The sequence below is a fragment of the Maribrevibacterium harenarium genome (assembly GCF_006385675.1).
Classification (GTDB): domain Bacteria; phylum Pseudomonadota; class Gammaproteobacteria; order Pseudomonadales; family Marinomonadaceae; genus Marinomonas; species Marinomonas harenarium.
On record NZ_VFRR01000020.1, the window covers coordinates 23,569 to 48,643 of the forward strand.

26 protein-coding genes and 1 other RNA gene are annotated in these 25,075 nt (G+C 49.4%); 5 read left to right on the plus strand and 22 right to left on the minus strand.

Going from position 1 to position 25,075, the window contains the following annotated elements:
• Nucleotides 1-17: 17 nt before the first annotated feature.
• A protein-coding gene (prfB, locus tag FJM67_RS10605) for a peptide chain release factor 2 (RefSeq protein ID WP_140589128.1) occupies nt 18-1,113 on the minus strand; the annotation gives its coding sequence in 2 pieces (ribosomal slippage) (nt 18-1,040 and nt 1,042-1,113; 1,095 coding nt in all).
• A gap of 143 nt (nt 1,114-1,256) precedes the next feature.
• On the opposite strand from prfB, the gene FJM67_RS10610 reads away from it, so the two are divergent.
• From FJM67_RS10610 to FJM67_RS10620, 3 genes are all read left to right on the plus strand, one after another.
• Nucleotides 1,257-1,550: a cell division protein ZapA gene (locus FJM67_RS10610; protein ID WP_140589129.1), complete on the plus strand. Its 294-nt coding sequence runs from the start codon at nt 1,257-1,259 to the stop codon at nt 1,548-1,550.
• Between the two features lie 134 nt (nt 1,551-1,684).
• Nucleotides 1,685-1,862, plus strand: a non-coding RNA gene (gene ssrS, locus FJM67_RS10615) — 6S RNA.
• A 4-nt stretch (nt 1,863-1,866) separates the two neighbouring features.
• The gene (locus FJM67_RS10620) at nt 1,867-2,439 is read left to right on the plus strand and encodes a 5-formyltetrahydrofolate cyclo-ligase (RefSeq protein WP_140589131.1); all 573 of its coding nucleotides are present in this window, start codon (nt 1,867-1,869) and stop codon (nt 2,437-2,439) included.
• Between the two features lie 6 nt (nt 2,440-2,445).
• On the opposite strand, the gene gspM is transcribed toward FJM67_RS10620, so the two are convergent.
• From gspM to astE, 21 genes are all read right to left on the minus strand, one after another.
• On the minus strand, nt 2,446-2,964 hold the full coding sequence (gspM, locus tag FJM67_RS10625; protein WP_140589133.1) for a type II secretion system protein GspM: 519 nt from the start codon (nt 2,962-2,964) through the stop codon (nt 2,446-2,448).
• A complete protein-coding gene (gene gspL, locus FJM67_RS10630) occupies nt 2,961-4,100 on the minus strand; it encodes a type II secretion system protein GspL (RefSeq protein WP_140589135.1) in 1,140 nt (379 codons plus the stop codon). Before gspL ends, gspM begins: the two co-directional genes overlap by 4 nt.
• An 11-nt stretch (nt 4,101-4,111) precedes the next feature.
• Entirely contained in the window at nt 4,112-5,110 is a 999-nt protein-coding gene (gspK, locus tag FJM67_RS10635; RefSeq protein ID WP_140589137.1) for a type II secretion system minor pseudopilin GspK, read from the minus strand.
• A complete protein-coding gene (gene gspJ / locus FJM67_RS10640; RefSeq protein ID WP_181161477.1) occupies nt 5,100-5,738 on the minus strand; it encodes a type II secretion system minor pseudopilin GspJ in 639 nt (212 codons plus the stop codon). Before gspJ ends, gspK begins: the two co-directional genes overlap by 11 nt.
• The gene (gene gspI, locus FJM67_RS10645; RefSeq protein ID WP_181161478.1) at nt 5,731-6,132 is read right to left on the minus strand and encodes a type II secretion system minor pseudopilin GspI; all 402 of its coding nucleotides are present in this window, start codon (nt 6,130-6,132) and stop codon (nt 5,731-5,733) included. Before gspI ends, gspJ begins: the two co-directional genes overlap by 8 nt.
• Complete coding sequence (locus tag FJM67_RS10650) at nt 6,113-6,598, minus strand: pilus assembly FimT family protein (RefSeq protein ID WP_140589142.1); 486 nt, start codon at nt 6,596-6,598, stop codon at nt 6,113-6,115. The genes gspI and FJM67_RS10650 overlap by 20 nt, the downstream gene beginning before the upstream one ends.
• A gap of 8 nt (nt 6,599-6,606) precedes the next feature.
• On the minus strand, nt 6,607-7,077 hold the full coding sequence (gene gspG / locus FJM67_RS10655) for a type II secretion system major pseudopilin GspG (protein ID WP_140589144.1): 471 nt from the start codon (nt 7,075-7,077) through the stop codon (nt 6,607-6,609).
• Nucleotides 7,078-7,114: 37 nt separating this feature from the next.
• Complete coding sequence (gspF, locus tag FJM67_RS10660) at nt 7,115-8,317, minus strand: type II secretion system inner membrane protein GspF (RefSeq protein WP_140589145.1); 1,203 nt, start codon at nt 8,315-8,317, stop codon at nt 7,115-7,117.
• Nucleotides 8,318-8,320: 3 nt separating this feature from the next.
• Entirely contained in the window at nt 8,321-9,817 is a 1,497-nt protein-coding gene (gene gspE / locus FJM67_RS10665) for a type II secretion system ATPase GspE (RefSeq protein WP_140589147.1), read from the minus strand.
• 49 nt (nt 9,818-9,866) lie between these two features.
• On the minus strand, nt 9,867-10,805 hold the full coding sequence (locus FJM67_RS10670; protein ID WP_140589149.1) for a hypothetical protein: 939 nt from the start codon (nt 10,803-10,805) through the stop codon (nt 9,867-9,869).
• Between the two features lie 105 nt (nt 10,806-10,910).
• Nucleotides 10,911-12,809: a hypothetical protein gene (locus tag FJM67_RS10675; protein WP_140589151.1), complete on the minus strand. Its 1,899-nt coding sequence runs from the start codon at nt 12,807-12,809 to the stop codon at nt 10,911-10,913.
• Between the two features lie 12 nt (nt 12,810-12,821).
• Entirely contained in the window at nt 12,822-14,138 is a 1,317-nt protein-coding gene (locus tag FJM67_RS10680; RefSeq protein WP_140589153.1) for a conjugal transfer protein TraF, read from the minus strand.
• A 244-nt stretch (nt 14,139-14,382) separates the two neighbouring features.
• Nucleotides 14,383-16,260, minus strand: coding sequence for a type II secretion system secretin GspD (gspD, locus tag FJM67_RS10685; RefSeq protein ID WP_140589154.1), 1,878 nt, complete (start codon nt 16,258-16,260; stop codon nt 14,383-14,385).
• A gap of 15 nt (nt 16,261-16,275) precedes the next feature.
• Complete coding sequence (locus FJM67_RS10690) at nt 16,276-17,214, minus strand: type II secretion system protein N (RefSeq protein WP_140589156.1); 939 nt, start codon at nt 17,212-17,214, stop codon at nt 16,276-16,278.
• 43 nt (nt 17,215-17,257) lie between these two features.
• Nucleotides 17,258-17,995 carry a hypothetical protein gene (locus FJM67_RS10695; RefSeq protein WP_140589158.1) on the minus strand — a complete coding sequence of 246 codons (738 nt, stop codon included), beginning with the start codon at nt 17,993-17,995 and terminating at the stop codon, nt 17,258-17,260.
• Nucleotides 17,996-18,016: 21 nt separating this feature from the next.
• Nucleotides 18,017-18,787 (minus strand): 3-deoxy-manno-octulosonate cytidylyltransferase, encoded by a 771-nt coding sequence (gene kdsB / locus FJM67_RS10700; protein ID WP_140589160.1) that lies wholly within the window; start codon nt 18,785-18,787, stop codon nt 18,017-18,019.
• A 4-nt stretch (nt 18,788-18,791) separates the two neighbouring features.
• Nucleotides 18,792-19,385, minus strand: a complete 594-nt coding sequence (locus FJM67_RS10705) for a KdsC family phosphatase (RefSeq protein ID WP_140589161.1) — start codon at nt 19,383-19,385, stop codon at nt 18,792-18,794.
• Nucleotides 19,385-20,242: a 3-deoxy-8-phosphooctulonate synthase gene (gene kdsA / locus FJM67_RS10710; protein ID WP_140589166.1), complete on the minus strand. Its 858-nt coding sequence runs from the start codon at nt 20,240-20,242 to the stop codon at nt 19,385-19,387. Before kdsA ends, FJM67_RS10705 begins: the two co-directional genes overlap by 1 nt.
• 26 nt (nt 20,243-20,268) lie before the next feature.
• Nucleotides 20,269-21,237 carry a KpsF/GutQ family sugar-phosphate isomerase gene (locus FJM67_RS10715; RefSeq protein WP_140589168.1) on the minus strand — a complete coding sequence of 323 codons (969 nt, stop codon included), beginning with the start codon at nt 21,235-21,237 and terminating at the stop codon, nt 20,269-20,271.
• A 116-nt stretch (nt 21,238-21,353) separates the two neighbouring features.
• A complete protein-coding gene (gene znuA, locus FJM67_RS10720) occupies nt 21,354-22,454 on the minus strand; it encodes a zinc ABC transporter substrate-binding protein ZnuA (RefSeq protein WP_140589170.1) in 1,101 nt (366 codons plus the stop codon).
• Between the two features lie 101 nt (nt 22,455-22,555).
• Nucleotides 22,556-23,569, minus strand: a complete 1,014-nt coding sequence (gene astE / locus FJM67_RS10725; RefSeq protein WP_235890036.1) for a succinylglutamate desuccinylase — start codon at nt 23,567-23,569, stop codon at nt 22,556-22,558.
• A 188-nt stretch (nt 23,570-23,757) separates the two neighbouring features.
• On the opposite strand from astE, the gene FJM67_RS10730 reads away from it, so the two are divergent.
• Both FJM67_RS10730 and FJM67_RS10735 read left to right on the plus strand, forming a co-directional pair.
• Nucleotides 23,758-24,285 carry an NUDIX hydrolase gene (locus tag FJM67_RS10730; RefSeq protein ID WP_140589172.1) on the plus strand — a complete coding sequence of 176 codons (528 nt, stop codon included), beginning with the start codon at nt 23,758-23,760 and terminating at the stop codon, nt 24,283-24,285.
• Nucleotides 24,269-25,051 (plus strand): DUF2927 domain-containing protein, encoded by a 783-nt coding sequence (locus FJM67_RS10735; RefSeq protein WP_235890037.1) that lies wholly within the window; start codon nt 24,269-24,271, stop codon nt 25,049-25,051. Before FJM67_RS10730 ends, FJM67_RS10735 begins: the two co-directional genes overlap by 17 nt.
• The last annotated feature ends 24 nt before the right edge of the window (nt 25,052-25,075 follow it).

Sequence of the window (25,075 nt, forward strand, 5' to 3'; positions counted from 1 at the left end):
ACTCTCGTAGTAAGGGCTTACAAACCTTGTTTTAGGCTCGCCACGATAAATTGATCTAGGTTGCCGTCTAGTACGGCGCCAGTATTAGAAGTTTCCACGCCAGTACGCAGGTCTTTAATACGGGAAGAGTCCAATACGTAGGAGCGAATTTGACTGCCCCAGCCGATATCGGACTTGGTTTCTTCCAAGGCCTGAGCCGCTTCGGTGCGCTTCATCATTTCCATCTCGTACAACTTGGCACGTAATTGTTTCATGGCGAAGTCACGGTTAGCGTGTTGGGAGCGCTGACTTTGACATTGCACCACAATGCCAGAAGGTACGTGGGTAATACGAACAGCAGAATCTGTGGTGTTAACGTGCTGACCACCGGCACCAGAAGAGCGGTAGGTATCCACGCGTAGATCCGCTGGATTAATATCAATCTCCACGTTGTCATCGATCTCTGGAGAGACAAACACCGACGAGAAAGAGGTATGGCGGCGGTTGCCGGAGTCAAATGGGGATTTGCGCACCAAACGATGAACCCCAGTTTCGGTGCGTAGCCAGCCAAATGCGTATTCACCTTCAAAGCGCACGGTAGCCGATTTGATGCCCGCCACTTCCCCAGCAGACACCTCAACCAACTCTACTTTAAAGCCTTTATCCTCACCCCAACGTAAATACATGCGCAACAACATGTTGGCCCAATCCTGTGCCTCCGTACCACCAGAGCCCGCTTGAATATCCAGATAAGCGTTGTTTGGATCCATTTCACCGGAAAACATGCGACGAAACTCTAATTCCGCCAGTTGCTTATCAAGATCAGTTAGTTCTAACTCTACTGCATCGACGGAATCTTGGTCGTTTTCTTCTACCGCCATATCCAACAGCTCAGAGCTGTCGGTTACGCCCGCTTCAAGGTTTTCGATGGTGGTGACGACCAATTCCAGAGAAGCCCGTTCTCGGCCAAGTTTTTGGGCGTATTCTGGGTCATTCCAGACGTTCGAGTCTTCTAATTCGCGGTTAACTTCTTCGAGGCGTTCTTTTTTGACTTCATAGTCAAAGATACCCCCTAAGAACACGGGTGCGTTCTGCGAGGTCTTTTATCTTATTAAGGAGGGGATTGATTTCCATATTGGCGTCGATTTGCTATATATTCATGTGGATAAAGAGAATCGCTGATTGTAACGAATTTGGTCGCGTTCTAAAATGATATTTGCTGTTAAATAGCGTTCTTCGCACCCATTCTGATTATTTTGCCCGTTGCTGGAGACACCATGGAAAAACCGACCGTTGCCGTTAACATTCTCGGCCAGTCCTACAAGATCAACTGCCCCAAGGGTCACGAGGCCGAATTGAAGGAAGCAGCCGAGTATCTAGACAGTCAAATGCGGGAAATCCGCGCCAGTGGCCGTATCATTGGTCTTGAAAAAATTGCCATTATCGCGGCTTTAAATATCACCCATGATTTGTTAGACAATCGCCGTTACGCCCGCGCCAATGAGCAGCAATTACGGGAACTGACGTCGCAATTAGACAGTGCGTTGAACCAACAGACGAAAGTTGGATAAGTTTTGCTTAGGATTTGCTGTTAGGGTTGAGACTGGAAATAGCAATAGTCAGTAACAAGAATTTTATTCATAGCTCTAATTGGGATTCCGCCGGTTTCACTATTGTTTACGGCAGTTCTTCGCTATACTGGACTTGTTTCCTGGGTTGTTCGTAGTGGCTTAACGCCCTTGAGCCTATGAGCAAAACCCCGGAAGATATCTGTGAGTTCGGTGTGCATGTCCGTGCGTCGGAAAGCCTAAAGAGCTTCAGTTACTTCCACCTTGAACCACTGGGTTCAAGGCCAAAAGTCAAAACGGCAACTTGGGAAACTCTTTTATGACCTCAGATCGTGCTGCACTCCGTCTGCAATTACGTCAACGCCGCCAAGCTCTCACCGAGCAGCAACAGCAAGACGCCGCCAAGCAGGCGCTACAATCGTTTCAATCTTTGCTAGTAAAATCCCCGCACTCACCTAAGCGAGTGGCTTTGTACCTAAGCAATGATGGTGAGCTATCGCCGGAGTACATCGTCAACTGGTGCTGGGAACAAAATATCAGCCTTTATCTACCCATATTGGATGGTCAAGCCCTGTTGTTTGGCCGCTACACACCCAACTGTGAATGGAAAGCCAATAGCTTTGCTATTCCTGAACCTGTCGATACCGCCCCGTTAACGGGCGCCCATATGGATTGGGTGCTACTACCCTTGGTAGGCTTTGATGTAAACGGTGGCCGTATGGGCATGGGGGGCGGTTTCTATGACCGCACTTTCGAGCATATTGAACGGGACAAAACCCGTTTAATCGGTTTGGCCCATGATTGCCAAGAAGTAGACCAACTACCGGTAGCAAGCTGGGATGTGCCATTAAGCACCATTCTTACTCCAACTCGCTTGGTGGAAATTGATTAAACAGATCTAATCCAAGGTGATGCGTAGGGACACCTGCGCATCCGCAACTCTCTCAATTTGCAGTGAGTAAATACCCACTCGCTCTTGAGCCAATAATTCCAGCCATTTCGCAACGGTAGCAAACGGCACATTATTGGCCCACAGTTGTAATCGGCTATCCCCTTCGACACTAATACGTTCCGCCGCTAGGCCTACCTGACGACTGGTACGACTAACGATGTTGCGTAGTTCGTTTGCTTCTCGATCTACGCTTTGCCAACCGCTCGACTGGGCGTTTCCAGCCAACAAATGACGCTTGCTAATCAATAATTGGTAGTTCTCTTGGGCAGTAGCGAGGCGTTGCTGCGCCTGCTGATAAGCTTGCTGTTGTGGCTGCCAAATACCATAAAAGCCTGCTAATAAAAGTAAGCTAAACCCAGCGACCAGCAATAATATTTGCTCACGGGTACTACGCCGGTGAAAGGCTAACCACAAAGCATACAGACTGGGACTCTGGCGAAATTGATTGGCTAACCATTGTTTCATTGCGCACCTCCTTGCAAGCGAAAGCTACCCCGATATTGCGCTTCTACCCTGACCACTTGCTCCAATTGCACTTGCCATTGGGGCGAAGTTAATACCTGTTGCAACTGCTCTAATTGCTCCCGCTGCGGTGCTTGTATGACAATGCGGTATACCTGATCCCGCAGAGAAACCTGCTCCAATAGGGTAGCACCGGTCACTTTTTGCAACGCTTGTCCAAGATGGGCTAATAAATGATAAGGGGAAACGTCTTGATTCGGACTGTGACTATTAGAGACCTGCTGCAAACGCCCCTGCAATTGGCGACTGAGGTTAACTACTCGCCCCGCTTCCGGAGCGAGCTGCAGAAATAGGCGACTGGCTTGGGCTTCAAGCTGCGCAGTTTCTCGTTCCAATGCTTGAATTTGCTGAGCTTGCCAACCATAAGCGAACCCCAATGCTAAAAGTGCAACGGCCGCCACACCACGCCACTCGGATAAACGTTCCAACCACGCCTGGCGCTGGCTGTATTGCCCAGTTAGCAAATTGAAACGACGCCAGTGCTTATTGGAAGCGAGTCGCTGAGCTACCTGATTTTCATCCCAACACACTCCATTTTCTGCTTGCGACAAAGTGGGCAACGCTAACCATTGCCCCTGAAAATGCTGCATCGGCATATCTAATAGGGTGATGGAGGTGGCTTCGGTTTCTTCCAATAGCAAAGCTTGCGCAGGAAGTAACAAGGCACCCTGGGCACCTATTTCCTGTAAAAACGCCAACCACTGAGCCATATGCGAGTGAGCCGTGGCAACCACCCAAGCCTGTTGTTTATCTTTCGTTGCTTCACTGACCCAATGTAGTTCATCCACTGGTTGACCCACATGGGTTTCCATCAAAAAGGGCACCACATTTTGCAAATGGGCAGCTTGGCCTTTCTGCAGCGGTATTTGCCGTACATGACACCGGTGTGCCGGTGCAAATAGCATCACTTCCAGACTGCCGCGATCCGTCAAGTTCCGCAGTATCAAGGCCAACTGACTCGCTGCAGACCAGTTACCTACTACCGGCTGGGCGACGCCATCCTGCATACGCCAAGCACGTCCTAGCAGTTGACCATCAGGTTGTTCTTGGGTCTGTATCAGAAGCTGAGCAAGGGGCATTCCATGGGTTCCTATGGTTGCTGACGAGTGACATCATCCTCGGCAAGCAACGCCTGAGTGATGGTGTCGAATTGGCCAAAGGCACGGTAGTAAGTCGCTACCAAGCCCGAATCCTGTTTATACAAGGCACTGTGTAAGTAATACTGGCGGTTATTTTGCGTGAGCGTTACCAAAACCTCAACCAATTGTGTGGTGACGGCCCAGTCGGCTTGATCTAACGGCGGATCAAGGTCAGCAAACAGCTCGTCTTTCACCAAATCTTCGGTACTATCAAACCCTACACTGTCTAACTTTGCCTGCAATTTCGTGGATTGTTCTTCATTTAACTGAGGCAACATGGCGCGCCATACCGGTTCTGGCGCTCGATTAATATTCACTCCAACCGCCATGGGTAAACTGCAAATATAAGGGGCCAAGGTGGTAGATAATTCCTCGTCTATACCAAGCAACGCCCATTCTGAAAGTGCCGTCATCGGTGCATCAGCGGTACGATAAGGGGTTTCCAAACCGACATAGTATTCATCTTCACGCCCATTACTGGCACTTAAATCCTGATCTTTATCGAGCCAGTCAGTCAGCCAATATACCCATTCATTACTGACACCAAGCTGCTCTGAAAGGGCAACCAACCGCTGCTGGGTAAGGGGCTGTCGTTCTGGGTCTGCCAAGCCATTCACATCAATACAGCTTTGGCGGTCAATCACTTGAATAACGAGACTGTCCCCTTCTTGTTCCAGGGGAAAAGCTTGCTCGGTAAACAACCAAGGTAGGGTACGATCAATGGGCAGGTTTTTCGCTGCATTCAAATCGAGGCCACTAAGCCAACCTCTCGCCCATGCCTCCCCACCAAGGAGGGTTTCTTGCCATTGGGAAGAGTTTTGCACTCGCTCGACCAAACTGACTTCCCGCTGTACCGAGCTCAGTACTGACACACTAATCCCACTGATCAAGGCAAATACGCTTAGGGCAAGGATTAAGGCCACGCCACGCTGGCTCGACTTAGCTGCCATCGCTGACCTCGTTCACTACTGGCAGGGACGGTAGCTCAAACACCCGCGTCACTTCCCCCAAGCCACTGAGGTTGAGTTTGATGCGCGCGGCTACCGGTGTTCCGACTGGAGCCGATACGCCACCGGGCAACATGGTTGCTTCTGGTGGCCACTCGGCCAGCCAACCGGTGTCTCCCAACACTTCCACCGAGAACCCAGTCACCCCAGCAAAGCGCTGCTCTTTGGCTTGACTATCTTGGTCTCGATCAAGCACCTGCCAAAACCTACGCACCAATTGTTCATCTTGATGTTCATAGATGACCCGTTGCAAACGGGAGCGTTGTTCTTGCAGCGGATTTTCCCAGCCGCTATGGGTCAATGCCAGCATACCATCGGTCACTTGCAAAGCAGGCTGGGATTCACCCAATTCATCCCGAATCGGCCTAGAAAGGGATTGGATCACATCTTGCTCTAACCAAGCCCAAACACGGATCGCTTGCTCAAGTCCTTCAGTTTGAGTTTGGATACTGCCTTGCAGAGATAAGCCGGAGCGCACCATTTGCAACGCGCCGATACCGACAAAACCCAGTATGCCCAACACCACCAACAGCTCCAACAGGGTGAAACCAGCTCGCCTTTGTTTACTCATTGGTGACTCCGCTAGCGGAAGTGAGTTCAGGCACATAGGTCACTAATGTGTAAAGGGGTGTTTGCGCGTCCGTTAAAAACACTTGGATTTCCACCCGATTCAAGTCACCGGTTTGCTTTTCCAGCAAGGCTTGGGTGCGGAATCCCATCCCCCCCTGTTCTACCGTTTCCTTGTCTAAATTCACCGGCTGACCACTGCGCACTGCCAAACGCATCATGGTAGCGCGATCTTGGGCAACCCAAACCGCCAGCACCTTTTGCTTTAAATAGCTGGCTTGGGAGGTGGTGGTTTGGGTAGTTTGCACTAACACCACCCCCACCAAGCTGAGTACGACTAGGGCAATCAGCACTTCCATAAGGGTAAAGCCGCCGCGTTTATTCCAAGGTGAGGCCATTGATGCCATCCCCTACTATGGTGACGCGATAATCGCCAAGACTTAACTGCCAGCTTAGGGGCAAATATTCCCCATTGCTTAAGGTCAGCCATTCAATATGGTTATCACTGATACCAAGGCTTTCCTTGCCCTGTTGCAATAAACGGGACGAAACCGAAATATTGCTTATCACTTGATCCGTCAATGTGAAGGTCGCCCCATCCTGCCATTCGTTATCGATAAAAGTCTGTAGAGCCAGCCGTTGCTGAGTTCGCTTTAAGGCGAGATTTTCCCGCTTGGTCCAAGCGTCATCGATGGCGTTTTGCAGAAATGCCCGTAGGGCCTGCGCTTCCTCTTGCAACTCTTGTGCACCCCGATCCACCCGAATAGTGGGAGCCACCAAACCCAGCAAGCCCCCCAAAATCGCCAGTACCACCAGTAATTCCAATAGGGTAAAACCAGCTTGCCGAGCGGAAGTTCGTGTCATCGGTGTGATTATAGATCGGCTTTAGATAGATCTGCGGCATCGCCATCGCCACCTTCGCGGCCATCGGAACCAAGGGAAAGCAGATCATACTGACCGTCAGCACCGGGGCTAATGTAGAGGAACTCATTGCCCCAAGGATCTTCCGGTAGTTTTTGCATATAGCCACCGTCTTTCCAGTTTTTCGCTTCCGGGAAGCCCGAGGGCTTAGTCACCAAGGCTTGTAAACCTTGGGAGGTAGAAGGGTAATTGCCGTTGTCGAGTTTATATAAATCCAAGGCTGACATAATGTTGCGGATTTGGGTCTTGGCCACGGACACTTTTGCCTCATCCGAGCGCCCAAGAATATTTGGTGCCACCAAGCCGATTAGCGCCCCCAAAATAACCAGCACCACCATCAGCTCTAGTAGAGTGAAGCCCGCTTGAGATTTGCGTTGTGCGTGGGGTTTGCGTTTTGCTAAAACTCGACGAGTTATCGCCATGTGTTTCTCCTTTATCCTTCCCGGACAATACTTCAAGTTAATTTAATAGCTGATTCATATTCATAATCGGCAATAGGATCGCCATCACGATCATCATCACCACGGCACCCATGACCAACAGCATCAATGGCTCGAATAGCCCCACTAATGCGGTTATCCAGTTATTGGTTTCCTCTTCTTGCTGACGGGCCGCCCGGGTCAGCATGGCATCCAACTCGCCGCTGCGTTCACCGCTAATGATCAACTGCAACATCATAGGGGGCAAGAGTTTTGTATCACGCAACGCGGTGCCGAGATCGCCCCCCTCTTTGACTCGATCCCGGGCCTGCATTAAGCGCTGGGCAATGGTGTGGTTGTCTATCACCTGGGCCGCAATCGCCATAGCTTCAACTAAGGGAACACCACTACTGGATAGCATGGCAAGGGTACTGATATAGCGGGTAACTTGACCAGTACGAATCATATTACGCACCAACGGCAGACGTAGCACCAAGGCATCTTTGATTTGCTTAGGCGTTGGGTGGCGCATCAGCATGATATACAGCAACAGAAGCAACCCTAAGCCTAAAACGGTGAGATTGCCGTAAGCTTGTATCCATTTACTGATCGCTAACATGACTTGGGTAATAGTCGGCAACACTGCGCCCTGCTTATCAAATACCGAGACAATATCGGGCATCACTGAGCCAAGCAGAAAGGTCACAATACCAATGGCAACTAGGGTCAAAATCGCCGGATACAGCATGGCCATTTGAATTTTTTGGGCGTTGGCACGGGTGCGCTCGGTGTAATCCGCCAGTTGCATTAACACCCCTTGCAAATGGCCGGACTCTTCGCCGGCTTTAACACTAGCGCGAAACAATACGGGAAAGGCATTCGGATACTGAGCCAATGCTGTCGCCAAACTGTGACCTTCCAACACCTTGGAGCGTACCGCTAACAGCATCGAACGCAAGCGGCGCTTTGTCGTTTGCTCCGCCACACCGGAAAGGGCTTCTTCTATGGGCAAACCCGCATCAATTAAGGTCGCGAGCTGGCGAGTCACCAGAGCTCGATCTTTGACGCTTAAGGAAGGGGAAAATAGGCTGCTGGCGCTGCGCTCTTTACCGCGCTGAAGGGCAATAGGTACCAAGCCTTGATCCCGCAGTTTTTGGCGTAACTGGCGTTCGTTATCCGCCTCAATCACACCCTTGCGCTTTTTGCCCTTGGTATCCAGAGCCGTATATTCAAAAGCAGCCATAAATTAGCGGGATTCCGTAATAGACAGCACAGGGGACGTTTCCCCATGGGTGACTCGTAGCACTTCTTCCAAACTGGTGAGCCCAGCGAGTGCTTTTTCCATACCGTCCTGACGTAGGCTTGGGGCGAACTTTCGTGCCAGTTGTTCCAAGCCTTGTTCACCTGCCTGGTTGTGGATCAGGGTTTGCATTTCTCCATTAATCGGCACCAACTCATACAGGCCTAAACGGCCCCGATAACCTTGCTGGAAGCACTGTTCGCAACCCACTGGCTGGTATAGGGTGAGCGGCTCGGAGATCGGCTTACCCAATAGCTGCTTGGTAGCGTCATCCGCTGCTACCGGTTGTTTGCAATGGTCACAAAGGCGGCGCACCAAACGCTGGGATAACACCCCAATGACGGAAGAAGACAACAAGAATGGCTCGATCCCCATATCTTGTAATCGGGTGATGGCACCGACGGCACTATTAGTGTGTAGGGTAGAGAGCACCAAGTGCCCAGTAAGGGACGCCTGCACCGCGATATCTGCCGTTTCGCGATCCCGGATTTCCCCGATCATCACCACGTCTGGGTCTTGACGTAGAATGGCCCGCAAACCACGGGCGAAGGTCATATCCGCCTTAGTATTTACCTGGGTCTGGCCAATGCCCTCGATATGGTATTCCACTGGGTCTTCGACCGTCATAATGTTGCGCTTGCCATCATTGAGATAACCTAATGACGCATACAAGGAGGTAGTCTTACCGGAACCGGTGGGGCCAGTGACGAGCAAAATCCCATGGGGACGAGAAATCAATGAACGCAGTAGTTCACGGTCCCGCTCATTCATACCCAAATGAGTCAAATCTAGGCGCCCGGCTTGTTTTGATAGCAAACGCATCACGATACGTTCACCGTGGGTGGAAGGTAGGGTAGAAACCCGCACATCAATTTCCTGCCCAGAAATACGCAGCACAATACGACCATCTTGGGGGATACGTTTTTCCGCGATATCCAACTTGGCCATGACCTTAATACGGGAGACCAGCATAGGAGCCAGCGCCCGTTTTGGGGCGATCACTTCCCGCAATACCCCATCCACCCGAAAACGCACCACCAACCGGCGCTCAAAGGTTTCGATATGAATATCGGAAGCCCCCTCCTTAACCGCTTCGCTCAGGATAGCGTTGATCAAGCGAATAATCGGGGCGTCTCCCTCGCTTTCGAGTAGGTCTTCATTTTCCGGAATGGCATCGGCAGCACTGGCAAGATCCAGCTCATCCCCCAGCCCTTGGGCTGCGGCTAGGGTTTGCTCCCCCTCACGCTGATAAAAACGCACCATCTCCCCATCGAAATCTGCATCTGATAGGGCTTGAAATGACGGCAATAGGGGGGCGACCCGCTGCGCCTCGGCCAAGGCTGCAACAGAAGCTGACTCACGGTGCGCCACTACCCAACCTTGGTCAGATTGGAATAACAACACACCGTGCTCTTTGACAAACGCATAAGTTAAAGCGGACAAACAAACATCCCTATGTCTGCAATGGAATCGATTTAGGCGAGGCCCAGAATCAGAAATTCCAGTACCCGTTTACACCCACGTTCCAGTATTGTACTTCGTTTTCGGGGATAATGGCGTAGCGATAACGATTTAACTCACTCACATAGTCACCGCGAATTCTCATCTCATTTCGCAAGCGGTAGAAGTAGTTGGCTTTTGCTAATAGCCCAAGGTTTTCGGTGAAACGCCAGCCATAGCCAACATACGCGCCTACGTCGAATCCTTCAAACGAAGAGGAAAAGGACAGCCCTGAGTTGGATGTATTCACCACATCATAAAATAAAGGTAGTCCAATGGTTGCCCCCCACTGCCAGCGAGGCCCAACTTCAGATGATTTGAAACGGGTATCATAGCGATAACCAACTTGAGCTAAGGCACTGGTGAAGGTTTCCGTATAGTTAACGACCTTAAACTCGTCTTGAAGACCATATTTAGAGATATAATCCGCCTCATTAAGAGCTGTATTTTCCCCTTTCCAGCGGGCAGAGTTAAACGTTCCAGCGTCCGCCCCTTTCGAGAAGCCATTACGATCCATCAAGGTACGACGATAAGCACCACCAATAACAAGCTGATGTCCACCTTCAAATAGATAGCCAAATAGGATGTCTAGCGAGTTATGGTTAGAGGTAACTTGGTTTTTCTGATGCTCACCAGAACCATTGGCAGAACTAAACTGCCAGGATTCGGCATCCGTAGACGCGTATAACGTACTAACCGTATTGATATAAAATCCGGTCCGCTCGCCTACTGCCGTATAGCCACCAGAGTAGTTAAACACCTGAAAGTTGGTGGGAGTGGTTTCAAACTTAATACCGCCAGTAACAGTACCACTTTCCTTATAAGCAAATTGACCAGCCGCGACACCAAGATAGGTATAGGGCTCGTTGTTTATTTCGGCAAAAGCAACTGAACTGGATAGTAGAGCAATAGGGAGTAGTATTTTTTTCATTATGGATACCTAGATAATTAGGGGCTTAACGAATCTTCTTAATTTCACTAATGGCCTTCAAAACAGAAAGACCGCCCTGAGGCGGTCTCAATTATTAACGAGATTCTAATTATTAAAGTCTGACGCAGTGAATACAGTACTTGGCAAGTTACTCAACAACGTTTTGCTATCCGCTAAAAGAACATCATCACATTCGCTCTTCTTAGTTGGCACAGTTTGCCCTGTCGGTAAGGCTCTAAGCCCCCATTGCTCGAAAGAGGAATTAGCGCCAGTGGCTACAGAAAGGTGATCTGAGTACCAAACCGCATCTTGATCAAACTCATCTGACTTAAAGGTAAACCGTCCAAAAGTATTTGTGTTGGCATCACCAAATCCAAGGAAATATTTACCATTATCCGTATCGCTACTAGGAGAAACTTTCCCTGTAGCTTGAATCTGGAAATCACCGTACTGGCTAGTAATATCAACAACACCAAGCCCCGGAATAGCTGTCCAACCAGCAGTTAGGTGACCAACTCGGTTTTTATCTTCCGTCTTGGTTTGGCTCGGATCTGAGAAGGCATAACATACTGCAACTTCACCAGATTGATCACCAGCCTTGCCTTTGAAAAATAGAATAGCACGACCTACTTTATCGTCGGCAGTATTAGTAGGGGTATTGAGGTAATCATCACTGCCGGACATAGATAAATAGTGAGTGACCCAAATTCCAGGATCAGCTTCTTCTACCGCAGCGTCAGATACTGCCGTCGCAATATCGGTACTTGCCGTTTCAAGTTTCTTAACCAATGTATCAACAACTACAACACTTTTAGTAGTGTCTGCCTGTTGAGTTTTAATTTGGGTTACTAACGTATCAGCATTGCCACTAACATTACTGATTACATTATTAGAATTTGTTTTCTGAGTAGATGTAGCGTTGGGATCAAGGGCTAAAGCCACAGCTCTATCAATAGTAGCCTGAGCTGTTTGTGCTGCCCGTAAAGTTTCTGCAATACCGCTTGTACTTATCTGGTCGATGAGTTTATTTGATGCCTGAAGGCCATCCCGTAATGTAGTCGCTTCGCTACTAGCGGATGAAACCCCCACTCGACTAAAAACAGTTTCAAGATCTGCAGGCGGCAAATCAACGACAGACGTTGTTGTTGTCGCACTTGAAATTCGAGAAGAAAGCGAACCAAGAACTGTATCTAACGTTGGAGTATTTGTAGAGGTCGTTGCCCGAGTGACAATATTTGCCGCTAGGTTCATGGTTGTCTGACCAGCTAGTTGTAATTTAGCTCGTTCTTGAGTGACGCTCCATGAAGTAGAAGTCGAGTCTACCGGCGGGACAAGTTGGGAAGTCAATAGAGAATTTTGATCAGGCGTACCAGAACCGACTAGAGCATTCTGAACTGTTTGAGCAGGATTTGTCACCGGATCTGTGGTCGCTCCAATACGCTGCGCGGCAGACCATAACATGGTTGTGGAAGGAGTCATAGTTGAGTAGGCAACTTGATAAGACGTTGATACTGGCGGTCTTAGTATCGGATAAATCCATCTATAGTAATCACCCCGAGTATCAAAAACGCCAGAAGTTGAGAGACTGCCGTTGTACGCAGGATATACCACACTGGTTAACATGCCACGGAACTTCTGCCCAGTCGAAACTTCTGTCCCCCCAGTTAAGCGAACTAGAGAGTAACCAGTGAGTGCATTAGAATTAAGACAGTAACGCTCATTCGCCGTAGTGCCGCTGCAATAGTTAACGCCTTTCTCATAGTTATATGAATAGTAACCATCGGCATCGGTATAGGCTTTCGGCTCACCTGACTCCCATTTGCCATCTTGATTCATATCAATCCATACAAAACCATTTGCGATACGACCATCAATTACCAGACCAGTAAAAGATGTTGAAGATGAAGAACCTGAGTCCTGAGAGCTGTCATCACCACCACAAGCAACCAGCGCCAAGGTTGCAATAGCAACAGAGGAAGCTAATAAAGTCTTTTGAAATTTCATGTTTTCGTCCCCTTAAAATGCAGATTCGATACCGGCTGACAAGAATAAACTACGTGGCGCACTGCTGCCGTCAATGTCTACTGATTCTAATCCGTAGGCCATATCTAGGTTCAAGCGTTTAAATAAGGTAGCACCCATAGTAAGGTAACTTAATTCAGAGCCAGCTAGGTTTTTGCGGTAACCCACCCGGAAGCCTGGTATCCAAGCGTTTTCGCCATAATATGAAGCAGATGCTACTGCCCATTGATATTGATCGCCAACAAAATCCGAAACAGCCATAAAGTCGTAGCTGCCAGCAAGCGTCCACTGACGGTTATCTAGGTAAACGGCTGCATCAGCGGTGAATTGACGTTCTAGTACATGGGTTTCCTGTAATGCGATACGACCTTGACCAGCAAGCTCACGGGTTACGAGGCAGTTGTTGTACTTCGCGCCAGTAAGCCCAGTACAAGTCTGATCAAGAGAGCCGTAGTCAAATTCTGGCTCGTTCAAATTTGCTGCAGTAAAGCCAACTTGATAGTTATTAGCCGTCCAGATAGCACCTAGATCAAGTGCCGCGGAGGTCGTGGTAGTTTGGTTGTCAGAAAGAGCATCTGAAAATACGTCATCAGAATCATCTTTATCTGCTCCAGAGAAAGCGAACAGGGCTTTACCTAAAGTAATTGCGTGAACGTTGACTTTAGCGCCGGCAATTAACATACCATAAGAATTTGCCCATACATCTTTGGAATAACCGAAGCCAAATGACAAATCCATACCATTTTTGACATAAACTGCTGAGTTGGTATCAACTTTATATTCACCATTGGCAAGTACTAGATCTACATCATCATCCAAGAATCGACCTTGCCCCAAGGCTGATAAAGAAGCATCAAGGGTAAAGGCACCATAAGTTGGGTGTTTGAAAATTAGTGGCATCATAGGCAATTGCCCTGATGTCATAAGCTTACCGTTAGCGTTCTCTCCTAGACTAGCGATAATATCGTTAAGCTCGTCTTTTAACGCATCTGCACCGGATGGGTCGTTTACGTTGTCAAGCTCATTGTCAATTTTGTCATTAAGCTGATCGATCTTATCAACTAGCGAATCCACCTGCCCAAACTCATAACCAAATCCACCTGGCCCAAAGATGCCAAAGCGGAAGCGGTCGCCTTCTTCGGTATTCACCATTAGGAAAGGTGCTGCTGGGTTGTTAAGGGAGGTAGACAAAGCGCGGACGTTGGCGCTGGTGCCTAGGGTGAAGCTGGAGCCAATGGGTTGGAACACAGGGGAAGCCGCATAGCTGGCGCCGCACGCGATGCTCCCTGCAACTAATAGCAATTTTTTCATGCTGAAACCTCTTGATAGAAAAGCTTACGTGGGCGATGCCAACGTTTTATCGTTATCGACACATTGCCAATTAAGTTTACACAATGCATCAGAAGTTGTGCGTTATTTTTACAATAATCTATAGATGGGAAAGTTTAAAGGGAAAAGCATGACAACTTGCTGACATTTTTCAGATATTTTGCAAGTAAATCTGGTTTTGTCGCAATCAGTGCCATAGCAAAGGGCTTTGCTATGGCACTGTCATCTAGGGTTGAGTCTGGGGAGTTAAGAAGCGGCTTTCTAGGCTATCTGGACGGGCACTACCCAGCGGCTGGGTGAGCTCTAAGCTACGGAAAGCGCTGAATTTATCTGCGGTGACGCGATCCGCATCAAGTTGGCTACGGATGATGGTCGGGCGGATAAAGACTAATAGGTTTTTCTTTTGGTTATCGTAGGAAGTGCTACGGAACAGGGCACCAAGCAGTGGGATATCCCCAAGTAGTGGTACTTTTTGCTGGATCTCAACAATGTTGTCTTCGATCAACCCACCCAGCACCACGGTGCTTTGGTTGGCGGCAATAACCGTGGTTTCGATTTCCCGTTTGGTGGTGATGGTGCCTAAGGAGCTGGCTTCTGGAGAGGCCGCTTCCACTATTTGTAGTACTTCCATACGTACTTCGTCACCGGCATTAATATGGGGGGTCACCTCTAGGGTCAGACCCACATCTTCCCGTTTGGTGGTGACAAAGGCATTGCTACTGCTGTCCGCGTAGCCGCCAGTTTGGAACGGACGGGTTTCCCCTACGAGGATTTTGGCTTTTTGGTTATCCATGGTGAGCACTTTCGGAGTAGAAAGTAGGTTGGCGTTGGAGTTACTTTGAATCGCCTGCAAGATTCCCGCTAGATTTAAATCCCCATTGTCATTAAAACTGGCTACCCCTAGGGTCAGACCATTACTTAGAGCCGGTGTACCGGTAGCCACTCCGGCAGCGATATCGTTAATGCTGCTACCAGCGGCGGAGAAGTTGGTGCCTACTACTGGGGTATCCGATCCTGAGGTGTCACCAAAGAGCCATTGGAAGCCCAACGACTCGGAGCCTTCCATTTTTACTTCTACGATAACCGCTTCTACCAATACTTGGGCCCGGGGAATATCCAACTCTTGTAAGATGGATTGAATCTCCGCCATAGTATTAGGCTCGGCACTTACCACGATAGCGTTCATACTTTCATCCGCTTGCACAAAGGTATTGGTGGGGCGCGAAGTGCCCTCTTCATTGCCTTTGCCAACCAGACCATTAACTAATTCAGCGGTTTTCACCGCATCAGCGTAGCGTAGTGGTAGCACTTTTAAACGGCTGGATTTACGGGCTGGTTGGTCGAGTTGTTTAACTAGGGCCTGTATTTGCGCGAGTTCCGCTTCTTTGCCTTTCACCACAAGGCGATTGGTACGCTCATCGGCGATAATTTTGGTGGTACTAGCGGCACCGTTGCCTTTAGCGGCACCGGCACCAACCAGTTCATTGATCAGGTCCAGAATATCCCCAGCCCAAGCGTGTTCTAGGCTGATCACTTGAATTTTACCCTCCACCGTGTTGTCCAAACGCTCGATTAGGGATTCTAGTTCGCGAATATTGGCAGCGTGATCGCTAATAATGAGGGCGTTTACTTCATTGACCGATGCCAAGTGTCCGTATTGGGGAATGAGGGGGCGCAAGATGGGAACCAGTTCAGACGCCACCGCGTTTTTGATGGCAATCACCCTGGTGACCAGCAGTTCACCGGCGCTTAAGCCATCTTTGTCGTAGGCCAAACCGCCTTGCTTGGCCACGTTTTGCGGTAAAATTTTAATGCCTTCGGGGGATTCGATCGCAGCATAGCCATGGACCGTCAGCACCGACAGAAATAACCGAAATACCGCATCTTCGTTTAAGTCGGCATTGGAGATAACGGTTACCTTCCCCTTTACCCGAGGATCGACGATAAAGCTTTTCCCAGTCATCTCGGCAACTTGCTGGATAAAGATACCAATATCCGCTTGCTGCAAGTTCACTTGCCAAGTCTGCGCCCAAGCCAATGTGGGTATTAAACAGCCCAGAATGAGGGTTCGTTTACAGTGTTTCCAAAGTTGCGCCAATTGCATCGCTAATCCCTGTGGTTATCGTATGGGGTAGTTCACATAAAAGCGCCGCTCTCCACGACGCATCTCGATCCGCGCTACCCCTTGGGAGCGCATCAAATCAGCCAAACTCATATCCTGCTGAATGTTACCAACAGTTTGCCCGTTGACGGAAAGAATTTCATCCCCCACACGCAAGCCAATGCGTGTTAAGGGGCTACCGGGGGTCACTTTGTAGGAGCTGCCAGTGGCTTCTAGCCCCGTAGTTGCCAATAGGTTTTGTGGGTCTTGTTGAAATCGCTGTTCATATTTATCGATCATCTGTCCAACGCTGAGTTGGTTAATGTCATCGATTAGTGGATGGGAAGGCCCGTTATTATTGCGGCGGGATTCTTGCTCCCCAGATAACTGCTGATAGGTAGCCCGAGCGCTGCCAGGTAATACTGCAGCGGTGGTTGCACTAACGGGCGCTGCTTGCGGTAAATTTTCTAGGGCGTCATCGCTAGAGACCAATGTTTGCACTTGGTTACGCTCAAAGAACAGGGTTTCGTTGCGCTCGCCACGCTTCAGCACCACATGATCCTTGTAGACTTCTAGCAGGGTTACACCGCGCACCACGTCGTCTCCTGCTCGATAAAGCTTTTCATCCTGGCGCGCTTCGGCAATGACTGCCATACCCTGCGTTGGGTCAGATGCAGGAAACACCCCACGCAACTCTAACTTCAATGTGGTTTCTTTTACCGGCTCAGTGGGTTTACTCGCGACCGTAGGCGCCTGGCCAAATAGACTCGGTGCTATTTCTGGTGTGGCCGTACTGACTGTCTGGACCGAGTTCACAGGGATGATTGGAGCCGTTTGTTGCACGTCAGTAACCGCTGTCATCACCATAATGGAGGACAACCAAGCCACCGAGGTGACCGCAGAAAAGACCAGCAGACTTTTGGCGCTACCGACGATGCCAGTCACGAATTGACTCATTGGTGGCGACTCCCTGCATTAATTTGAACTGACTGATCCATAACTAGAACCCCAATGGCTGAACCATCATAAAGGCGGGATATTCCCGCGAACCGCGCCAATTTTGCCCTACCGCCTCAACCATGTCCGGCATTACGGTGATTTCCAACTCTTGCGACGCGAGCCATTTCGCACCGGCAAGCAAATCTCCGGTGGCACTCAGCAAAACGAATTGGGGACGCTGTTCCGTTAGTCGGGCTTGAATCTGCCAACCTGAAAATTGGGCTTGTTTCTGAACCCGCCCCATCGGGTAACGCACTTCCCCTTGCTGCCATTGCCCAAAGCCGCGCAAGGCGCTAGGGGCATTTTCTGTCCATGGCCAATCCAGATAAAAACGCTCGATTATTATAGGTTGTCCGCTGAGCGAAATCCCTTGGCTTCGGGTCACGCCGTCAAAGGTGTCAGCATCGATGCGTGCCTTGTCTATCCATAGCTTCGCACTGTCGGTGTGAGCTTGTAGCGCGCCAAAAGCTTGAAATTTGTCGTGATACAGTTCCCATTTTAGTGGCTGTAGCAGGCTTTCTGCACGCCATTGCACTACTACAGCACCGCTTAAATTGGGCAGGATAAGTTTAGCTTGCCCTTGCCACAGACGGCCATCCAGCTCTAGCAAGCGGACTTGCGGTGGCAACTGGGGCTGGATAGATGGCAGCCACCAGTTAAGGGGAGCGGAGACCAAAGCCCCAACAGCAAACACCAAGGCAAACCAAAGTGACCAGAGGACAAGGGCGGTTTTTCTCATGAATTCCGTTTCTCCATAGGTTTAAGCACCTAAATGACGACGTAGAGCGTCTAGGTCTTCTGGGGTATCTACGCCGTGGGGCGGCATACCTGCGGCGATACCTACTTGTACGGGCACCCCTTGATGCAAAAAGCGTAATTGCTCCAGCTTTTCCCATTTTTCTAGTGGGGACATGGGCATAGAAGCATAACGAGCGAGCAATTGTGCCCGGTATACATAAAGGCCAATGTGTCGATAGGCTGGGTAATCGGCCGCGATAGTTTGCGCGCCATTGGCGAAGCCGTCACGATCCCAAGGAATGGTTGCCCGGCTAAAATAGAGGGCTCGACCTTTTTCGTCTCGCACCACTTTCACCACATTGGGATTAAAAATATCTACTGAACGTTGAATCGGGCAAGCCAAGGTAGACATCTGAGCATCTGGATCTGACGCTAGCGCGGCAACCGCTTGATGAATCAGTTCGATGGGCAGCAAAGGCTCATCACCTTGTACATTGACGATAATCTCATCACCAAACCAGCCCTTGCTAGCAGCCACTTCCGCCAAACGTTCGGTGCCATTTTCATGGTCATCTCGAGTCATCACCACAGTCGCGCCAAATCCTTTGGCGGCATCATAGATAGCCTGATGATCGGTGGCGATGGTGACAGATTGCGCCCCCGCCGTGAGAGCTAACTCATATACCCACTGCACCACAGGTTTGCCATTTAAATCTGCCAAAAGCTTTTGTGGAAAGCGCGAAGAGGCATACCGGGCCGGTACAACGATGTGAAATTCAGGTAAATCTGTCATCCGTTTATCCCTTGGTGGGTAATTCAAATTCTGGGCGCTTCGCCAATTCGTAAGCGGCTTCCAACTTCATACGCGTAGCGAGCACGAGATCGGCGACTTCTCGGGCCACACCTTGGCCGCCACTACGAGTCAGCACAATATCACAATGGCGTTGCAGCAATACATGGGCGTCGGCTGGGCAAATCGAAATACCCACTTTCGGCATCACTTGTAGGTCGATCACATCGTCCCCCACGTAGGCGACTTGTTCCGGCTCGAGATCCAATTTCGCCATCAATTCGTCGAAAGCAGTCCCTTTATTGCTACACCCAAAATAGGCATTGGCAATACCCAGCTCGGCCACCCGCTTGCGCACTGGGGCAGAATCTTTCGCAGTAATAACGGCAACTTCGATGCCCCATTTGGGGAGCAGTTTCATAGCCACGCCATCTTTGACATTAAAACGCTTGATGGTTTCCCCTTCACCGGTGTAAAGCAAACCGCCGTCGGTTAACACCCCATCCACATCAAAAATGACCAGTTTCAGAAACGGCAATTTTTTCATTAATAGATGGCCGTTAACCAAGGAGTGGTAGTGTTTTAAGTATTCCGCATCCATTAGGCACTGGTATCCAAGGTGTCGAAGGTTTTCACCAAATCATCAAGCTGTTTGATCTGCTTAAGGAAAGGTTCCAGTTTGGCTAATGGTAGTGCGCAGGGGCCATCGCACTTGGCATTATTTGGGTCTGGATGAGTTTCTAGAAACATACTCGAAAGCGCTAAAGACATCCCAGCGCGCGCCAGTTCGGTTACTTGGGCGCGACGACCATCGGCAGAATCTTCACGACCGCCGGGGCGCTGTAGGGAGTGGGTCACATCAAACATTACTGGGTAGTCGAATTTTTTCATTTCGCCAAAGCCCAGCATATCAACCACTAGGTTGTTGTAGCCGAACATGGAGCCACGTTCACACAGCATCAGTTTGTCATTGCCCGCTTCCTGACATTTATTCAGGATGTGTTTCATTTCATGGGGGGCAAGGAACTGGGCTTTTTTGATATTGATCACAGCACCGGTTGCCGCCATCGCCGCCACGAGATCCGTCTGACGGGATAGAAATGCGGGTAGCTGAATCACATCAGCGACTTCGGCTACGGGTTGGCATTGGTAAACTTCGTGAACATCTGTGATCACAGGAACGCCAAAGGTGTCCTTGATCTCTTGCAGGATTTTCAAGCCCTCTTCCATACCGGGGCCACGGAATGAGTTAATAGAAGACCGGTTTGCTTTATCAAATGAGCCCTTAAAAACATAAGGAATGCCAAGTTTCTCGGTCACTTTGACGTGTTCTTCCGCTACCTGCATGGCAAGGTCCCGGGACTCAAGCACGTTCATACCACTGAACAATACAAATGGTAGGTGGTTTGCGACTTCGATATTCGCACCAATTTTGATTACTTTGCTGGTTTCAGCCATGTTTGATCCTATGGGTTCAATTCAGGTTAACGGTCGTAGATTTCTAAAATGCCGACCACGTGATGGGCATCATCCACCGCAACCAGTAGGGTTATTTTATCCCGTAGCATACGTTCTTCCGCTTCTACGATCATCACATCCTGATGGATAGTTTTCGGGTTAGCCGTCATCAGCTCAGCCATGGTTTTACTCATCATACCGGCCGCATCCTTGAGCATGGCGCGGCGCAAGTCACCGTCGGTAAAAATACCCAGCAGTTTGCTTTGATCTTGCACCAATACCACCCCCATGCGACCTTGGGTCATGACACCGATGGCTTCATGTAGGGACGCGGTTGGCGCACACACCGGCAGGTTATCCTTGTGCATTATGTCTCGCACACGGGTTAATAGCTTGCGACCAAGACTACCACCCGGGTGGAAACGTGCAAAATCATGGGGCTGGAAGTTTCTTTCTTCCATTAGAGCAACGGCTAGAGCGTCACCCATGGCAATGGTCATGGTAGTCGAGGTGGTGGGGGCAAGATTATTGGGACACACTTCCCGATCTACGGCAATATCGAGCACACAATGGCAATGCTGGGCCAGCGTAGATTGATCATTGCCGACGATGGCGATGCAAGTATTACCAAAGCTTTTAAGAGAAGGCAGTAGACGAATCACTTCTTCGGTTTCACCAGAGTAACTAATCAAAATCAGCACATCTTCCGGTTGAATCATGCCTAAATCGCCGTGGAAGGCTTCGCCGGGGTGAACAAAAAATGACGGAGTGCCAGTAGAGGCCAGGGTTGCCGCAATTTTCTTACCAACGATTCCAGACTTGCCCATACCACAAACGATGGTGCGGCCTTTACTCGCTAGGATTAGTTCGACGGCACGGGAAAAGTCCCCATTGATGCGCTCCGCGAGGTTGGCCAGTGCTTGGGCTTGAGTCGCCAAAGTGCGCTTGGCACTGGCTTGTAAACGTGCGGGTAATGACGTGTCGCTTGCGGTCATAATTGCCAATCCTTTATTGATCTTGGCAGGCATTATACAGACCAGAGAAAAGAACGCCTACCAGCGAACTGCATGGTAGGCGCAAAACAAACAGGAGCTTGATATCTCAACAGGTATTAACGTAGACAGCCGGTAAACTGCCCCGCTAATGCGCGAATAAACTCGTTGTAGCTATTGGGACCAACTGCAATATTGCTTCCCAATGGGTCAAGTACAGCGGTACGCACATCCGTCCCTTCAATTAAGGTTTCGACAATAGCAGGTTTGAACTGGGGTTCACTGAACACGCACTGCACCTGATGTTCGTGGATTTGTTCGCGAATTTTCGCCACGGTTTGGGCACCGGGCTTACGCTCAGGGCTAACGGTGATGGCACCGGCATTATTCAGGCCATAGTGACCTTCAAAGTAGCCATAAGCATCGTGGAAGACAACGTAAGGCACGTCTTTCACGTCGGTAAAATCGGCACGAATATCCGCTTCCGTTTGCGCAAGATTATCTAGGAAAACGCGAAGATTTTCTTGGTACTCACCAGCGTTGGCTGGGTCGATTTCACTAAGCTCTTGGGCAACCGCTTGGGCTAACACTTGGGCATTAAACGGATCCAACCAGATATGCGGGTCAGTGCCGGTGTGGTCGTGCCCTTCATGTCCGTCTGCTTCCCCATGTTCTTCATGTCCATGTTCATCGTGGTGTTCCTCATGATCGTGCTCATCACGGTGCTCTTCATGATCATGACCGTCATGGTGTTCTTCATGATCATGACCATCGCGGTGTTCTTCATGATCATGACCATCGTGGTGTTCTTCATGATCGTGACCATCGTGATGCTCTTTATGATCGTGATCTCCATGATCGTGATCTCCATGATCATGGTCGTGGTCATCACCGAACTCTTGCAGGGCGACGCCCGGTAACTCCATCCACTCCAACTGGTGCACATTGCTAAGGTTTGAAAGGGGTTTCAACATAAAGTTTTCCAATGCTTCACCAGTCCAAACCACTAAATCCGCCTTACCCAGATTACGAATATCCGATGGGCGCAAGGCAAAATCATGGGGAGAAGCATTGTTATTCACGAGTTGTTCAATACGAACATTGTCGCCGCCAACAGCGCTGACGATCATTGAGACGGGGTGAATAGAAGTCACCACGGTAGGTTGAGCAAACGCCAGCATGGGAGCTACACCACATGCCGAAAGAAGTAGTCGACGCATAAAAATTCCTGCCATAAAAAAAACATGTTATAACGTAACAATACTGCTTTTATAAGAAGGTCTCAAGCCCCTGTACGACAGATTCTTGAAACCTTACGGCGTTACCACGCTTTATTAAGCTGCTGCCAGTTCGCTTTGCGCACCACCATTCCAGCTCTTTGACCGATAGGCAAATTGGTATTTGGGAAGACAATGGCGTCGCCGTCTTGCTCGATGGCATACTCCCCTGCACTAGACGACGCCAAGACGAAGCCCTGCTTAAAGCCGGTGAAGTTTTTCTCGTCAGAAGCAATATGTAGCTGATAGTCGTCGGCATCTTTTACCAACACCTTCACCACAGAAAAAATGTGCAACTGTTCTTGCCTTGCTTGCAGCAAACCACCAGCAGTTACTAGGGTGCGCAGGCAGGTGTCCATTTTCTGCAGCCGCTTTAAGTTATTTTCCCCAAACGGACGCACTTTACCCAATTCTAGGGTAAAGGCGTGAGCATTGTGATGCTTGTAACTGTGGTAAGAAAAGGTTGTGGAGGGTTGGTGTGACAACAGCACCGCTTCAATTCCCGCTGCCGCCAGAAAACCAAATTGACGCACTTGATACTGGGCTTCGCCCACATAAGGATGTACCGCGAAGCGCTCAAAACGGGAACCGCGAATCGCCGTATGCAAATCGTAATGGAAGTTCTCAAAACTCGGCTCGGCATCATAAAAAGCGGTCAGTTGTTCCGTCAGCACTTGAGCTCGGTCTACTTCCATACCTTCGTACCTGTCGTAAGCTCCATCGAACAAACGATTCAAGTTCACATCCACAAAACGCTCCCCACGAATAATGGCATGGGGATGACCAATGATAACCAGCAGCCTTACGCCCAAGGTTATGGCACCGCTGAGAATATCTTTAACCAGTCTATTCACCAGCTCAATGGGCGCGGTTTCGTTTCCGTGAATGCCCACAGACAGCACCAAATTCACCGGTTTAGGATGACGCGGCTCCAAGCGTAACACGCCAACTTGCTCCAAGTGAGCGCGACCACTCGGGAACAAAAAAGTGCTCGGGGAAATTTGATCAGGTTGTTCTAAGGTATAACGAAGAAAATCGAAATCGGGTGCTTTCATCATGGGGAACAGAATCGGTTAGGGAAGGTCTAGTTTAAAGCAAGATATTGTAAGGCGTGATGCTTTAAAAAACAGACGTAATCATTGCAAAAGTATCGGTCGTTTTTAAGTAATTCTCTGGTTTTTGCTGTGTTAGGTTTTCATGTTCCGTGAACACCCGTTAAAATGACTTTTTACTCTGAGAGATTGCAATGGCCAGCTGCGACGAAATCATCACCTTGGTGAACGAACAAAACCAAGTCATCGGCGAAGTTGAACGCAGCGCTATGCGCTTTGGAGTCGATATCCATCGAGTGTCTTTCATTCTCGTATTTCTTGGCGAACAGCATCTGCTGGTACAAAAGCGCACCGATAATAAAGCCTTTTGCCCCGGTTATTATGGGGTGACTACTGGGGGCGTGGTTGCCGCCGGAGAGAGCTATGAATACTGTGCCGAGCGAGAATTAGAGGAAGAAATTGGCGTTGCGTTACCCCTGAATGACCATGGACTATTCTTTACCGAAGGTGAGGGCTACCGTATTTGGGGTAAGGTATTTAGCTGCTACTACTGCCCAAGACAGCATGGTGAGCTTACTTTGCAACCTAGCGAGGTCGCTTCGGTACATGAGATGTCAATTAAGGAAATTCTCCATAATCCGAAGGGCTTGCCATTTGTCCCTGACGCCATGGCGGCGTTGCACCACTATTTGGAAACTGTTGCCTGTGAAAGTTTGGTTTAGCGCTGTCCTACTTCTATTTAGCTGCATTAGCCAAGGTGCTGACAAAGCTCACTGGCAAGATCCACAATACATCGCCGATAGTTTTATTCGCATTGCCCTACAACGGGAATATAAAGAAACCAGTAACCCAAAACTGGTGCGCTGGCGGCAGCCGATTCGACTGTTTTTCCAAAGCGATGCCGGAGACTCACAATTACAAAAAGAACTACTGAGTGTTCATGCCCAGCACCTTTCCCACATTACTGGGGTGCCGATTGACTTCAGTACAGACGCCAAAAACAGCAATTTGTTTGTGATTTTCACCAATTACAATCAAATGGAAAATAAGGTACGTCAGTATATTGGCGATCCAGAGCGGATTCGTAAGGCCTTAGACGAGGCCATTTGTCTTGGTAACTTTGCCTTAAACCAACGTTCAGAAATTACCCGTGGTGTAATCATTATCCCGGTGGATTACGCCCGCCAGAAGGCCAAGTTTTTGGACTGTATTGTGGAAGAAATTACCCAATTATTAGGGCTACCTAACGACTCAGATCAGGTCTACCCATCGATCTTTAACGATGTCAGTGTCGATGCTTACCTGTCACCCTTGGATTATCTGCTACTGAAAATGCTCTACTCCCCGCGCTTGAAAAACGGCATGTCGGTGCAACAGGTGGTACGTACGCTACCCGCTATCCTGTCGGATTTAAAAGCCCAAGGGGAAATCGAGAACGCCGTCCAACGGGTGCAAATCTATAGCCTGAAGCGCTATTTAGGGGATTAATGCCCTATCCCAACCCTAGAAATG

Excerpts from the sequence above, each read along its gene's own strand:
- gspK (WP_140589137.1), bottom strand. The coding sequence starts at position 5,110 with ATGGCAGCTAAGTCGAGCCAGCGTGGCGTGGCCTTAATCCTTGCCCTA.
- gspL (WP_140589135.1), bottom strand. The coding sequence starts at position 4,100 with ATGCCCCTTGCTCAGCTTCTGATACAGACCCAAGAACAACCTGATGGT.
- gspI (WP_181161478.1), bottom strand. The coding sequence starts at position 6,132 with ATGGCCTCACCTTGGAATAAACGCGGCGGCTTTACCCTTATGGAAGTG.
- FJM67_RS10610 (WP_140589129.1), top strand. The coding sequence starts at position 1,257 with ATGGAAAAACCGACCGTTGCCGTTAACATTCTCGGCCAGTCCTACAAG.
- kdsB (WP_140589160.1), bottom strand. The coding sequence starts at position 18,787 with ATGACAGATTTACCTGAATTTCACATCGTTGTACCGGCCCGGTATGCC.
- FJM67_RS10650 (WP_140589142.1), bottom strand. The coding sequence starts at position 6,598 with ATGACACGAACTTCCGCTCGGCAAGCTGGTTTTACCCTATTGGAATTA.
- FJM67_RS10670 (WP_140589149.1), bottom strand. The coding sequence starts at position 10,805 with ATGAAAAAAATACTACTCCCTATTGCTCTACTATCCAGTTCAGTTGCT.
- astE (WP_235890036.1), bottom strand. The coding sequence starts at position 23,569 with ATGATGAAAGCACCCGATTTCGATTTTCTTCGTTATACCTTAGAACAA.
- znuA (WP_140589170.1), bottom strand. The coding sequence starts at position 22,454 with ATGCGTCGACTACTTCTTTCGGCATGTGGTGTAGCTCCCATGCTGGCG.
- FJM67_RS10690 (WP_140589156.1), bottom strand. The coding sequence starts at position 17,214 with ATGAGTCAATTCGTGACTGGCATCGTCGGTAGCGCCAAAAGTCTGCTG.
- FJM67_RS10715 (WP_140589168.1), bottom strand. The coding sequence starts at position 21,237 with ATGACCGCAAGCGACACGTCATTACCCGCACGTTTACAAGCCAGTGCC.
- FJM67_RS10680 (WP_140589153.1), bottom strand. The coding sequence starts at position 14,138 with ATGAAAAAATTGCTATTAGTTGCAGGGAGCATCGCGTGCGGCGCCAGC.
- gspM (WP_140589133.1), bottom strand. The coding sequence starts at position 2,964 with ATGAAACAATGGTTAGCCAATCAATTTCGCCAGAGTCCCAGTCTGTAT.
- gspF (WP_140589145.1), bottom strand. The coding sequence starts at position 8,317 with ATGGCTGCTTTTGAATATACGGCTCTGGATACCAAGGGCAAAAAGCGC.
- FJM67_RS10730 (WP_140589172.1), top strand. The coding sequence starts at position 23,758 with ATGGCCAGCTGCGACGAAATCATCACCTTGGTGAACGAACAAAACCAA.
- FJM67_RS10620 (WP_140589131.1), top strand. The coding sequence starts at position 1,867 with ATGACCTCAGATCGTGCTGCACTCCGTCTGCAATTACGTCAACGCCGC.
- FJM67_RS10705 (WP_140589161.1), bottom strand. The coding sequence starts at position 19,385 with ATGGATGCGGAATACTTAAAACACTACCACTCCTTGGTTAACGGCCAT.
- gspD (WP_140589154.1), bottom strand. The coding sequence starts at position 16,260 with ATGCAATTGGCGCAACTTTGGAAACACTGTAAACGAACCCTCATTCTG.
- kdsA (WP_140589166.1), bottom strand. The coding sequence starts at position 20,242 with ATGGCTGAAACCAGCAAAGTAATCAAAATTGGTGCGAATATCGAAGTC.
- FJM67_RS10675 (WP_140589151.1), bottom strand. The coding sequence starts at position 12,809 with ATGAAATTTCAAAAGACTTTATTAGCTTCCTCTGTTGCTATTGCAACC.
- gspG (WP_140589144.1), bottom strand. The coding sequence starts at position 7,077 with ATGGCGATAACTCGTCGAGTTTTAGCAAAACGCAAACCCCACGCACAA.
- FJM67_RS10695 (WP_140589158.1), bottom strand. The coding sequence starts at position 17,995 with ATGAGAAAAACCGCCCTTGTCCTCTGGTCACTTTGGTTTGCCTTGGTG.
- gspJ (WP_181161477.1), bottom strand. The coding sequence starts at position 5,738 with ATGAGTAAACAAAGGCGAGCTGGTTTCACCCTGTTGGAGCTGTTGGTG.